Source organism: Methylorubrum extorquens (genome assembly GCF_024169925.1).
GTDB lineage: Bacteria > Pseudomonadota > Alphaproteobacteria > Rhizobiales > Beijerinckiaceae > Methylobacterium > Methylobacterium extorquens_A.
Genome location: NZ_JALJXF010000001.1, coordinates 3,829,102 through 3,841,794 on the forward strand (window position 1 = coordinate 3,829,102; position 12,693 = coordinate 3,841,794).

11 protein-coding genes are annotated in these 12,693 nt (G+C 69.9%); 8 read left to right on the plus strand and 3 right to left on the minus strand.

Translation table 11 applies throughout. The features are described 5' to 3' along the window. Positions 1 to 73 precede the first annotated feature (73 nt). The 3 genes from J2W78_RS17880 to J2W78_RS17890 all read left to right on the plus strand — a co-directional run bounded on the left by J2W78_RS17880 (position 74) and on the right by J2W78_RS17890 (position 5,385). Positions 74 to 940 (plus strand): DMT family transporter, encoded by an 867-nt coding sequence (locus J2W78_RS17880; RefSeq protein WP_253372688.1) that lies wholly within the window; start codon positions 74 to 76, stop codon positions 938 to 940. 198 nt (positions 941 to 1,138) lie between these two features. After that, positions 1,139 to 2,827 (plus strand): acyl-CoA dehydrogenase family protein, encoded by a 1,689-nt coding sequence (locus tag J2W78_RS17885; protein ID WP_253372690.1) that lies wholly within the window; start codon positions 1,139 to 1,141, stop codon positions 2,825 to 2,827. 146 nt (positions 2,828 to 2,973) lie between these two features. Then, positions 2,974 to 5,385 carry a putative bifunctional diguanylate cyclase/phosphodiesterase gene (locus J2W78_RS17890; protein WP_253372692.1) on the plus strand — a complete coding sequence of 804 codons (2,412 nt, stop codon included), beginning with the start codon at positions 2,974 to 2,976 and terminating at the stop codon, positions 5,383 to 5,385. A 34-nt stretch (positions 5,386 to 5,419) separates the two neighbouring features. Here J2W78_RS17890 and J2W78_RS17895 read toward each other — a convergent pair whose 3' ends face one another. Together J2W78_RS17895 and J2W78_RS17900 are read right to left on the minus strand one after the other, a co-directional pair. Continuing rightward, on the minus strand, positions 5,420 to 5,596 hold the full coding sequence (locus J2W78_RS17895) for a hypothetical protein (protein WP_253372694.1): 177 nt from the start codon (positions 5,594 to 5,596) through the stop codon (positions 5,420 to 5,422). Between the two features lie 96 nt (positions 5,597 to 5,692). Then, positions 5,693 to 6,967, minus strand: coding sequence for a glycosyltransferase family 4 protein (locus J2W78_RS17900; protein WP_253372696.1), 1,275 nt, complete (start codon positions 6,965 to 6,967; stop codon positions 5,693 to 5,695). A gap of 229 nt (positions 6,968 to 7,196) precedes the next feature. On the opposite strand from J2W78_RS17900, the gene J2W78_RS17905 reads away from it, so the two are divergent. The 5 genes from J2W78_RS17905 to J2W78_RS17925 all read left to right on the plus strand — a co-directional run bounded on the left by J2W78_RS17905 (position 7,197) and on the right by J2W78_RS17925 (position 12,309). Further along, complete coding sequence (locus tag J2W78_RS17905) at positions 7,197 to 8,462, plus strand: glycosyltransferase (RefSeq protein WP_253372698.1); 1,266 nt, start codon at positions 7,197 to 7,199, stop codon at positions 8,460 to 8,462. A 267-nt stretch (positions 8,463 to 8,729) separates the two neighbouring features. After that, positions 8,730 to 9,086, plus strand: coding sequence for a phasin (locus J2W78_RS17910; protein ID WP_253372700.1), 357 nt, complete (start codon positions 8,730 to 8,732; stop codon positions 9,084 to 9,086). 164 nt (positions 9,087 to 9,250) lie between these two features. Beyond that, positions 9,251 to 10,021, plus strand: coding sequence for a phasin family protein (locus tag J2W78_RS17915; RefSeq protein ID WP_253372702.1), 771 nt, complete (start codon positions 9,251 to 9,253; stop codon positions 10,019 to 10,021). Positions 10,022 to 10,335: 314 nt separating this feature from the next. Continuing rightward, entirely contained in the window at positions 10,336 to 11,802 is a 1,467-nt protein-coding gene (locus tag J2W78_RS17920) for a DegQ family serine endoprotease (protein WP_253372704.1), read from the plus strand. A gap of 255 nt (positions 11,803 to 12,057) precedes the next feature. After that, the gene (locus tag J2W78_RS17925; RefSeq protein ID WP_253372706.1) at positions 12,058 to 12,309 is read left to right on the plus strand and encodes a hypothetical protein; all 252 of its coding nucleotides are present in this window, start codon (positions 12,058 to 12,060) and stop codon (positions 12,307 to 12,309) included. Between the two features lie 122 nt (positions 12,310 to 12,431). Here J2W78_RS17925 and J2W78_RS17930 read toward each other — a convergent pair whose 3' ends face one another. Further along, positions 12,432 to 12,662, minus strand: coding sequence for a hypothetical protein (locus tag J2W78_RS17930; protein WP_253372708.1), 231 nt, complete (start codon positions 12,660 to 12,662; stop codon positions 12,432 to 12,434). Positions 12,663 to 12,693 lie beyond the last annotated feature (31 nt).

Consider the following 12,693-nt stretch of genomic DNA (forward strand, 5'->3'; position numbering starts at 1 on the left):
GCGGGGGGAGCATGGCCGCCCTCAGGTTTTCCCGGTTGCCTTGAGGTCGGTTGCGTGGTGCCTGCCCGGCGCCATGTCGAGCGTATCCTCCAGCCTGATCCCGGCCGCCTTCGTGTTGATCTGGGCGAGCGGCTTCGTCGCCGCGCGCTACGTGGCGCCCTATGCCGAGCCGCTGGCCTTCGTCGCCCTGCGGTTGGCCCTGGTCGCGCTCGTCCTGGCCGGGATCGCCTTCGTCCTGCGCGCCCGCTGGCCGCGAAGCGCCGCCGGCTGGCGCGACGGGATGGTCGCGGGCGTGCTGATGCAGGGCATCTACGTCGCCGGGGTGTTCTGGTCGGTGCATCGCGGCCTGCCCGCCGGTATCGCGGCGCTGGTCGGGAGCCTCCAGCCGCTCCTCACCGCAGCCGCCTCGCAGCCTCTGCTCGGTGAGCGGGTCGCGCCGCGGCGCTGGGCCGGCATCGGGCTCGGCTTCCTCGGCGCAGGGTTGGTGCTCGCGCCGAAGCTCGGAGCGGTCGACGCCGCCGGCATCCCGCCGGACGCGCTCGCGGTGTGCCTTGCGGCGATGCTGGCCATGACCGCCGGCACGCTGTGGCAGAAGCGCAAGGGTGCCGGCGCCGACCTCGTCACCAACGCCTGCCTGCAATTCATCGGCGGCACCGCCTTCGCGGTCCCGCTCGCACTGATCGCCGGCGAGACGCATCTCACCCTCAGCCTGCCGCTCGGCCTCGGCATGGCGTGGTCGGTCCTCGTCAACTCGGTCGGCGGCATCCTCCTGCTGCTGGCGCTGATCCGGCGCGGCGCGGTGGCCGGCGTCGCCTCGCTGCTCTTCCTCGTACCGCCGGTTTCGGCGGCCATCGCCTACGTGATGTTCGGCGAGGCGCTGACCCCGGTGCAGATCGCCGGCATGGTGGTGGCCGCCGCCGGCGTCGGCTTGGCCAGCTGACCTCAGACGCGCGCAACACGGTGAACCGTATGATGAATTCAGCCTAAAGACGGGGGATGCGGCGATGAGAAACCACTATTGTGCCGGCGATCCGACCTATAAAGGAAGCATCTGACCGTTTTCCCGAGAACCGCGCTCGGTCACGCCGAACCCGTATCCGCTTCGGCTCGGAGCGCCTTCATCGATAGAGAGGCCCCCATGGCAGCTTCCCCCGCCGTCCAGCCCGCCAACGACCCGACCGATTTCGTCGCCCTGGCCAAGGACGCCGCCGTGGGCGCCAGGGCTCTCGTCGCCGAGGCGACCGCCCGCGTGAAGGCGCGGGTGACGGGCCCCGAGGGCAAGCTCGATGCGGGCGCGCTGGAGCGCGAGCAGCACGCCGCCCACGGCCTGTCCTGGCTCGCCACCTACGGCGAGGCGGTGCGCGAACTCGCCGACTACGCCGAACGCCTCCAGGGCGAGGGCAGCTTCGGCGAGACCGAGGCGCTGCTCGTGAAGATCGGCGTCGGCGAATATCTCGACCAGATGTTCGGCGGCATCCCCATGAGCCAGGGCGAAATGGTCCGCCCGACCGCGCTCGGCTTCACCGCCGCCGAACTCGCGGGCCTGCGCACGCCGGCCATCGACGCCATGGTGGCGGAGGGCAACACGCCCGCCAACCGCGCCGCGCTGGTCGCCAGAATCCGCGAGGCCACCAGCGCGGGTGCAGCCACCATCGGTGCCTCGGGCCTCGACGAGGACATGGAGGCGATCCGCTCCGAGATGCGCCGCTTCGGCAAGGCCGAGGTGGTGGAGCAGGCCCACGAGTGGCACCTCGAGAACGCCTACATCCCGATGTCGATCATCGAGAAGATGGCCGAACTCGGTGTGTTCGGCCTCACCATCCCCGAGGAATACGGCGGCATGGGCATGCCCAAGGCCGCGATGTGCGTGGTCTCGGAGGAATTGTCCCGCGCCTATATCGGCGTCGGCTCGCTGGGCACCCGCTCGGAGATCGCCGCCGAGCTGATCCTGTGCGGCGGCACCGAGGAGCAGAAGCAGCGCTTCCTGCCGGGCATCGCCTCGGGCGACATCCTGCCCACCGCCGTCTTCACCGAGCCGAACACCGGCTCCGACCTCGCCTCGCTCCGCACCAAGGCCGTCAAGGACGGCGACCAGTGGAAGATCTCGGGCAACAAGACCTGGATCACCCACCCCGTGCGCGCCGACATCATGACCGTGCTCGTGCGCACGAAGCCCGAGGAGAAGGGCCACCGCGGCCTCTCGATGCTCATCGCCGAGAAGCCCCGCGGCACGGACGAGGAGCCCTTCCCGGTCCAGGGCCTGTCGGGCGGGGAGATCGAGGTGCTCGGCTACCGCGGCATGAAGGAGTACGAACTCTCCTTCGAAGACTTTGCGGTGCCCGCCGGCAACCTGCTCGGCGAGATCGAGGGCAAGGGCTTCGCTCAGCTGATGCAGACCTTCGAATCGGCCCGCATCCAGACCGCGGCCCGCGCCATCGGCGTGGCGCAATCGGCCCTCGACATCGGCCTGCGCTACGCCGAGGAGCGGGTGCAGTTCGGCAAGGCGCTGGTCGAGTTCCCGCGGGTGGCCGACAAGCTCGCGATGATGGCCGTCGAGATCAACATCGCCCGCCAGCTCACCTACTTCTCCGCCCGCGAGAAGGACGAGGGTAAGCGCTGCGACCTCGAAGCCGGCATGGCCAAGCTGCTCGGCGCCCGCGTCGCCTGGGCCGCGGCGGACAACGCCCTGCAGATCCACGGCGGCAACGGCTTCGCGCTGGAATACAAGATCAGCCGCGTGCTCTGCGACGCGCGCATCCTCTCGATCTTCGAGGGTGCCGCCGAGATCCAGGCCCAGGTCATCGCCCGGCGCCTGCTGGAACAGTAGTCAAGACAAAACCGGTCCCTGGCCGGTCTTGTACTGGCCGAGGACGGATCATGCCCTCGATCCGGCCTGAATAGCCGGCTCATATACTTCCCCTCAACGAATGAGGGCCTAGCCGTGCTTCGATCCTCTCGGAGCACGGCCTTCGCTTGCCCATCCCGACATCAGACGCGCACGCCGCCGCGCTGGTCCAGCACTGGCGCAGTTGCCGGCCCCGGCCCGGGGCGATGCCGGGTTACGAAGCCGTCGTCCTGGGCCGGCTCGGCCGCCTGGCCGACCGCTGCGCCCTGGTCGCTACCCGCGAAGGCCGGGCCGAGCGCATCCTCTGGGGTGGCCCGGGATTTCGCGACTGGTTCGAGGACGAGATCCGCGACCGGAGGCTCGTGCAGATGCCCGACGAGATTCGCCGTCCGATCGAGGAGATCGGGGTCGCCGCCCTGCGCACCGGCGAGCCGGCCGGGGCCCGCTGCGACCGCATCACCGACAGCGTCGTCACCACCTGGAATCTCGTCGGCGTCCCGCTCGCCAACGGCAGCGGAACACCCCTCCTCCTCGTCCACGTCGACAGCGAGGGCGTGCGCACCGAACTGATGAAGGCGATGTTCGGCGCGACCGGCCAGGGCCTGATGGCGCTCGGCGCGGTCCGCGATGCGGATGGTGCGGTCGCGGACTTCAAGATCGTCGCCCTCAATCAGGGCGCCGCGGAGATACTCGGGCGGCCGGTCGCAGGCCTGCAATGGCAGCGCCTGGGCGATCTCGTCCCGGTCCGGCTCGGTGTGACGCAACGGCTGTCGGGTGTTCTGGGATGCGCCGACCGGGCGACATTCGAGCTCGCCGTGCCGCGCACCGAGGGGACGACGCTGCACCTGAAGGTGGAGGCGCAGGCCATCGGCGATCTCGTCGCCGTCGCCATGACCGATGTCGGGGACATCAAGGCGCGCGAGGCCTCGTTCCGCTTCCTGTTCGAGAGTAATCCGCTGCCGATGTGGCTGGTCGATGGGGACTCGTCCCGCTTCGTCGCCGTGAACGAGGCGGCCATCGCCCATTACGGCTACAGCCGCGAGGCCTTCCTGGCCCGGAGCCTGCCGGACCTGTCGGAAGCCGGATCGTGCGGTTTCGCCCGCGACGGCCGCCTGCACCGTCATCGCCGGGCCGATGGCTCGCTGATCGAGGTGACGCTGTTCGAGCGCAGCCTCGCCTTCGAGGGCCGCCCGGCCGTGCTCGGCGCGGCCATCGACGTCACCGAGCAGCGCCGCGCCGAGGCGCGCATCACCCACATGGCCCACCACGATGCGCTGACGGGCCTGCCGAACCGGGCGCTGTTCACGACCCGCCTCGCGGAGGCGATCGCCGAGCAGGCCCGCACCGGCGCGGGCGCCGCCCTGCTCTGCCTCGACCTCGACAAGTTCAAGCTCGTCAACGACAGCCTCGGCCACCCGGCGGGCGACGCTCTGCTCCGGACGGTGGCGGACCGGATCACGGCCTGCCTGCGCGGGGAGGATCTGGTCGCACGCCTCGGCGGCGACGAGTTCGCGGTGCTGTTGCGCAACCCCGACGCCGCGACCGTGTCCGCCGTCGCCGGCCGGATTATCGAGGCGTTGTCACGCCCGGTCAGGCTCGGCGACCGGGAGTGCCAGGTCGGCGTGAGCGTCGGCATTGCGTGCCTACCCGAGCACGGGACGGATTCCGATACCCTGCTGCGCCACGCCGACCTCGCCCTCTACCGGGCAAAGGCGGATGGCGGCAGCGTTGCCCATTGTTTCGAGGCGGCGATGGACAGTTGGGACCGGTCCCGGCGCCGACGGGAGGCCGACCTGCATGAGGCCTTCGCCCGGGGCGATCTCACGCTCGCCTATCAGCCGGTCGTCGGCGTCCGCTCGCGGGAGATCGTCGGGTTCGAGGCGCTGCTGCGCTGGCACCACCCCGTCGAGGGCGCGATCCCGCCATCCGAATTCGTGCCGCTCGCAGAGGACATCGGCCTGATCGTCCCGATCGGCGCCTGGGTCCTGCGGCAAGCCTGCGCCGAGGCGAGCCTTTGGGCCGATCCGGTTCGGGTCGCGGTGAACCTCTCGCCGGTGCAATTCCGCGATCCGGGCCTCGTCGCGACGGTGCGTGAGGCGCTCGCCCTCTCCGGGCTCGCACCGCACCGCCTCGAACTGGAGGTCACGGAGTCGGTGCTGCTGGCCGCGAGCGAAGCCAACGTGGCGACGCTGCATGCCCTGCGGGATCTCGGCGTACGGATCGCCATGGACGATTTCGGAACGGGCTACTGCTCGCTGAGCTACCTGCAGAAATTTCCCTTCGACAAGATCAAGATCGACCGCTCCTTCGTGAGCCGGCTCGGCGAAAATCCGCACTCGACCGCGATCGTGCGGGCGGTGATCGGCCTCGGCGCGAGCCTCGGCATCGTCACCGTGGCCGAGGGCGTCGAGACCGAAGCCCAGTTCGCCCATCTGCGGGCCGATGGCTGCGGGGAGGTACAGGGCTACCTATTCGGTCGGCCGAGCCCTGCCGCGCAGGCCGTCGGACTGATCCGACGGGAGCCGGACCTCGCCGCCTGAGGCGGAAGGGCGGGCGGATCGCCCGCCCGGCCCCTTACTTCGTGATCTTCACGGACACCGGATCGCTCGACGGAAAGGTCTCCTCCAGCGCCTCGTCGAGGCGCTCGTCCTTCTCCTCCTTCGAGTTCTCGGGGATGGACTTGTCGCCCTGGCCGTCCTGCTGGAAGCCCTTGGGCTTGGTCTCGTCGGTCGGTTGGGTCTTGTCGGACACGGGGTACCTCGGGGTCTGTCGTCATGCGCCGCAATGCGGCTCCGATGCGGACCAACGCGAGCGCGGCCTTCCTGTTTCGTGCCGTTCTGCGAACCGTCACGGTCCCGCAGGGGCCGCACCGCGCAGGCCCGGCCGTTCCGTCGGGTGCAGAGCGGGGCGGACCTCGCGCATCACCAAGCCGTAGACCTGCTCCAGCCGGTCGAGATGCGCGTCGACGCTGAGCGGCGCCGACCAGTAGCGCTCGTAGGCGCGCTCGGCCATGCGGGCGGCCAGCGCGTCGTCCGACAGCCGGGTCAGGTGGGCGGCGAGCGCGCCGGCATCGCCGGAGCGGAACCAGAACCCGTTCTCGCCGTCCTCCACCGCCTCGCGCCCGGCGCAGGCATCGGAGACGATGACCGGGCAGCCGCAGGCGAGCGCCTCGTAGACGGTGAGCGGCTGGCCCTCGTACCAGATGCTCGGGAAGACGAGCGCCCGGGCCCGCCGCATCAGGGCCTGCACCTCGGGCCCGGTCTTCCAGCCCAGCATCACCGCCTCGGGATAGCGCGCCTTCAGCTCCGCCGCGTTCGGCCCGTCGCCGACGAAGACCGGGCGGATGCCGGCCCGCCGCGCGGCCTCGGCGAAGACCGGCGCGCCCTTCTCCGTCGAGATGCGACCGACGAACAGGACATCACCGCGTCCCTCGTGCCCGGGCGGTTGCCGCTCGACCGAGATCGGGTTGTCGATCCGGTGGAACACCGTGCGCGGGGGCAGAAGCGACGCGATCACCCGCTCTTGGAGCGCGCTGATGGTGACCACGTGGCGGAACAGGTTGGGCAGGCCGGCGACGTGCTCCAGGCCGAGATGGCGCACCACCCGAAGGAGCTTGCGCGGGTAGGAGCGTGCGTCGCAATTCGTGGTGAGGCAGGCCGCCGACATCGGGGTGCGGTGGCAGATCCGGTCGGCCGGATATTCGTAGAAGCCGCCATTTGGGCAGACGAGGAAGAACTCGTGCATCGTGTAGAGACACGGCAGCCCCGACCGCCGGATCGCCGTGCCGATCGAGGGCGAGAGCGCCTTGGCGAAGGCGTGGACATGCACCAGCGTGTCCCGGGGATCGCACAGCCTCAGTTCCGCGGCGAGGCGGGCAGTGGCGCGGGCGTTCCAGATCGCCTGGGCGGCAAAGGCGAGCTTGTTCGTGGTGGAGGCGATGTCGTCCTGCCCAAGGCAGACCACCCGCGCTCCGCTCTCGGCGAGCCGGGGATCGACCGGGCCGACCGCAGCGAACACCGTGACCCGGTGGCCGCGCCGGCGCAGGCCCACGGCGGAGTCGAGTGCGACCTTGGCTTGGCCGCCATTGATGTGGGCATGGTCGAGAACGAGGACGACGTGCACGGCGATTCCCGGTTCTTTCCCGCAGATCGTCCCGGAAGCCGGTAACCGGCTTACCTTCGACGCTCTGCGAACAGTTCGCCAACGTTTACCAGCCGGCAGTTGATCTCCCGTAAACCTTGAGAGCGGACGTTCGCCGCGCCGTCGCGACGTCTTCTCCGGAGCGTCGTTCTTGTCCGAGAATTGGGTCACCTGTCGGGATGACGCACCCGCCTCTGGCCGGGATGCCTCCATGCATGTCGTGATTCTCGCTGAATTCGCCGCCGCCAGCGGGGGCGCCGAGAAGGTCGCGGTGGAATCCGCCCGCGCCCTGACCGAGGCTGGCGCGGCGGTGACCTACATTCAGGCCATCACCGGCCCCGTCGATCCGCTGCTCGACCATCCGCGCCTGCACCGCATCGACCTCGGCCTGCCGGACGTGTGGTCGCTGCCGGCATGGCGTGGCGCAACGTCGGGGATCTGGAACGGCGAGGCCGCCGCGCGGCTCGCGAGCGCGCTCGACAGCCTGCCGGTGGCGCCCGACTGTCTTCACCTGCATCAGTGGACCCGCGCGCTCTCGCCCGCCGTGCTGCCGGTGCTGCTCGGCCGCGGCGTTCCCCTGGTGCTGACGCTGCACGACTATGCCCTCACCTGTCCGAACGGTGTCGATTACCGTTTCGATCGGGCCGAGCCCTGCGCACTCGTCCCGCTGTCCGGCGCCTGCCTGGCAGCCGCCTGCGATCCGAAGAGCCGGCTGCACAAGCTGGTGCGGGTCGGCCGCGCTGCCGCGCTGCGGGTCGCGGCGCGAGGAGCCGATCTCGACGTCGTCCATGTCTGCGACGGCAGCCGTGCGCGGGTGGCGGGTCGGTCCGGGAGCCTGCGCCTGCGCCATCACCGCATCGACAACCCGGTGCGGGTGGAGAAGCGCGCGCCGGCCATGCCGGCTTCGGGCGATGCGATCGTCTATGTCGGGCGCCTGACTCCGGAGAAGGGCGCGGATCTCGTCGCCGAGGCCGCGCGACGGGCCGGACTGCCCGCGCTCTTCATCGGGGCCGGTCCGCTCGAAGCGCGTCTGCGGGCGGAGGGCGCCGAGGTGCTTGGCTGGAGAAGCCCGGAGGCCGTCGAGGCGATCCTGCGCCGCCGAGCGCGTGCACTCTGCGCGCCCTCGCGCTGGGTCGAGACCGGGCCGCTCACCGTTTACGAGGCACTGGCTCAAGGCATCCCCGTCGTGGCGTCGCTTCGCTCCGGCGCCGCGGAGAAGGTTGCGGACGGTGAGACCGGGTTCGTCGTCGAGCCGGAGGTGGCGGCGCTGGCCGGCGCCTTCGAGGCGCTCAAGGGCGACGCGCTGACCGCCCGTCTCGGCCGGGCGGCCTATGACCGGTACTGGCAAGCGCCGCTGACGCTCGCCGCCCACGCTCTTTCCCTGCTGGCACTGTATCGGCGGATCGGGGACGAATTCAGGATGCGGCAGTGCGATATGAGTGAGGCTGCGGCGGAGCTATCGGTGTCCATTCCATAGGCAACACCCTTGGCAAAGGGCACTTTCCACCATTATAGTGCATAATGGTACGTCTGCCTGCCGAGCGGCGGTGTAGCGGAATCACAGCTCTTAACAGAAGCTTAGTTCAATGTGGCGCCCTGCTGGACAGTGCTGTCCAAGTGCTCGAAACTGTCCTTGACTTTCATGTTGCACCGCAACATATGAGGTGCGGGCCGGTTAGCTGCGGGGATGCTCTACACGCTCCCCGATACCGAATTCTCCCGGTCCGTCTGACAGGAGAGACAGATGAGCACCCAGAGCTTCGAGATCCCCGCAGAGTTCCGCGACTTCGCCGACAAGAGCGTCGATCAAGCTCGCAACGCCTTCGGTACGTTGCTGAACGGTGCGGTGAAGACCTCCGAGCAGCTCCGGAACTCGGCCTCGACCGTCCAGTCGACGCTGAACGCGGCGGTGCTCAAGAGCCTCGACCACGCCAAGACCAACGCCGACAGCACCTTCGACTACGTGCAGCGCGTCGTGCGCGCGAAGGACCCGCGCGAGGCCTTCGAGATCCAGTCCGAGTTCCTGAAGACCCAGTTCGCCGCGTTCCAGGCCCAGGCCAAGGAATACGGTGCCCTCGCTCAGAGCGCCGCTGGCCGCTAATCCGGTCCGGCTGCGGGCCCCGGCCCGCCTGGGGAGCATGGGAGGCCGAATCCGCGACGAGCGGGCTCGGCACGCCCGTGCTCCGACGCTATGCTCCGTCGCAGCGCTCCGGGCTCGGCTCGGACCCACGCTGAGGCAGAGGGTTTCGAACGAGGAGAAGGCCCATGTCGTCGAGCCGCCGCAGGGGACGCCCACCCGGAGCGCCCGCCACTACCCAGCCGCCGACCGTCACCGCAACGCCGTCCGAGGTCGCCGACGCCCTGTTGGCCGAGACGCCGGCCGACGCGAGCCTGGAGCCTAAGACGGACGAGACCGAGACCGCCGAGGCTCAGCCCGTTGAGGCTCAAGCCGTGGAGGCCACCACCGAGCATTCCGCAGAGAGCGGTGCAGCCGAGGCCGTCGAACCGCCCGGCGAGTCCGCCCCGGTCGAGGCGCAGTCCGCCGCGGATGACCAGCCGGTCGCGCAGGCGGTCGAGGCACGCGAGGAGACGGTTACCGCCGCGTCGGATCAAGTGCCTGCCGTGACGGCCGAACCGGAAGTCGTCGCGTCCGAAGTGGCCGAAACCGTCGAGGCGGTGACCGAGACGCACGCCTGGACCACGCTGCTTCCGACGCTAGCCGAGGCCAATCCCGAAGCCAGGACGTCCGAGGATGCCCGGTCGAAGCCGCAAAGCGTACGCATCGGCGCGAACTTCGCTTTCGCGCCGACGCTCGCGCCGCTCACCGAGATCAACGCGAAGCTGTTCGCCTTCGCGCGTGGAGAGGGCGAGGCGGTCATCGCCCATTTCCAGGCCCTGGCCCGGGCCAAGTCCCCGGCGGAGGCGATCCGCCTCCAGGTGACGGAGATGCAGCGTGCCGCCGACGCCTCGCTGAGCTGCTTCAGCGACATCGTCCGCAGCGCCAACCGCCTGAACGACAACGCCCGCCGGCACTGAAAGCCAGCACCGGCCGGGACACGAGGTCGGGGCAGTCGCCATCGGGCGGCTGCCCTTTTTCGTCGGTCCACACGGTCGTCCGGAGGTGAAACTCACCCCACAGCGAAACCCGAGCAGAGCCGAAGCCGACCAAGGACAAGACTTGCCTGGGGCGGGCGCCGACGCTTGGGGCGGGCCTGACAGCAAGACGCTCGCGGTCGGCATCGCATGCCGGCCGACGATGCATGACGCGGACGCTGCACCAGCCCCTCGCGCGCTGCGGTCGCAGGGGCTACATAGCCCGCCACCGCTCCAGCGACCTCCGGAGACCTCGCATGCCCTCCTCGCCGCTCCTGCCGGCCTGCCTCGTATCCGTGCTTCTCGCCGCCGCGCCCGCGAGCGCGCAGATGGCGAACACCCCCGGAAAGCCCGCCGCGGAGAAGGCCTCCCCGGACAAGGCGGTGCCTCTGTCGAAGGGCGAGATCCAGCTCTCCTTCGCACCCGTGGTGAAGCGGGCCGCGCCCTCCGTGGTCAACGTCTATGCCTCCCATGTCGAGAAGCGCTCCGCCCGGTCCAACGCCATGGAGGAGTTCATGCGCCGCTTCTTCGGCGAGGACCGCCCGGGCCGCGGCCCCAGCGGCATGCCCGGCGAGCGGGCACAGCGCTCCCTGGGCTCGGGCGTGATCGTCGACGGCTCGGGCCTCGTCATCACCAACAACCACGTCATCGAGAACATGAACGAGGTGAAGGTGGCGCTCGCCGACAAGCGCGAGTTCGAGGCGCAGATCGTGCTGCGCGACCCCCGCACCGACCTCGCCGTGCTCAGGATCAAGGGTCCGGCCGACATCGCCTCGATGCCGATCGGTGATTCCGACCACTTGGAGGTCGGCGACTTCGTGATGGCGATCGGCAACCCCTTCGGCGTGGGACAAACCGTGACGCAGGGCATCGTCTCGGCGCTCGCCCGCACCCAGGTCGGATCGTCGGACTACCAGTTCTTCATCCAGACCGACGCGGCAATCAATCCGGGCAATTCGGGCGGCGCGCTGGTGGACCTGAAGGGGCATCTCGTCGGCATCAACACAGCGATCTATTCGCAGTCCGGCGGCAGCCACGGTATCGGCTTTGCCATCCCCGCGAGCATGGTCCGCGCCGTGGTCGAGACCGCCAAGAGCGGCGGCAGCCTCGTGCGCCGGCCCTGGCTCGGAGCACGGGTGCAGGGCGTGACCCCGGATATCGCCGAGAGCGTCGGGCTCGACCGGCCGACCGGTGTGCTGGTGGCGAGCATGCAGGCCAAGAGTCCGGCCGAGGAAGCCGGCCTCAAGCGCGGCGACGTGATCCTCACGATCGACGGACAGACCGTCGAAGATCCGGAAGCCTTCGGCTACCGCTACGCCCTCAAGGGCATTTCCGGCACGGCCGATTTCGGCATTCTGCGCGGCACCAAACGGCAGACGATTTCCGTCAAGCTCGGACCGGCGCCGGAGACGCGGCCCCGCGACAGCCTCAAGGTCCGCTCCCGCACGCCGTTCGCAGGCGCAACCTTCGTCAACACCTCGCCGGCGGTGGGCGAGGAGCTTCAGGCGGACCTGCCGGACGAGGGCGTGGCGGTGACCACCGTCGAGGACGGCTCGCTCGCCGGCCGGGCGGGGTTCCGCAAGGGTGACGTGATCGTGGCGATCAACGGCATGCCGATCACCTCGACCAAGGATCTGGAGCGGGTGACGCAGCGCAATCTCGGCCTGTGGGAGGTCGCGATCAACCGGGGCGGCGAGGTTCTGACTTCGGTGTTCGGCGGGTAGACCCCGGCCTCCTCCTGACGGGCCCCTCCCGGAACCTCGGCCGGCGCGATGCCGGGTGCGCTGGCGCTCATCCGCAGGGGCGTGGCGGCCCTAAGGTGGCGCTCGGGCTGGCGGGCCGCCCGTTCGTTTTCCGATGTTTCGTCGATCCTGCGCGACGCAATCCGGTAACCGTACGAGGCAATCCGCCGGCAACCAGGGGGCGGTAGAACCGCCCCACGCGAGAGCCGAAGGCTCCGGTCTGGAGGGGCGGACATCATGCGGGACCTGATCAAGATCGCGGCGGCCGGAACGGTGATGGCCGCCTATGCGCTTCTCGCGCCGTCCCTCGTCGAAGCGGTGCCGAGCCCGGCCGGCTCGGCGAAGGCCTTCACCCAGCGCCTGCCACAGGCGGGTGGCGCGGTTCCGGTGAGTGCCCGGATCGACGACGGGGCGCCGGTTCCGGGCCAGTTCGTAGTGACCCGCCGGCCGCTTCTGGTCGGCATCTCGGCGGGTGCAGCCTCCCGGTGACCACCGCGGACACATCGCTGCTCGCGGCGGCGTTCCTGCTCGGCCTCGGAGCGGCCGTTCTACTCAACGCCCTGTTGACCTGAGTGACTCTATCGGGCCTCGGCGGGCGTTGCGGAGGCGCTTCAGGCGGCCACGCCGGCCAGGGCGTGGCGGTTGCCGTTCAAGCCCGCGCAGAGATCGTCGATCTCGGTCACGTCGAGGGCCTCGCCGCTGCCGGCGGCGATGGTGTCGATCAAGTCGTCCTTGCGAGGATCGAACGGATGTCCCTGCATCCGGTAGAATTGATAGTAGCGCAACGCCGCCAGAAGCGTGTCGCGTTCGCGGGCGGTCACATTGAGGTTCTGCGTGGTCATGGGCTTCCCCTTGGCTTGCAACGAACGCCGA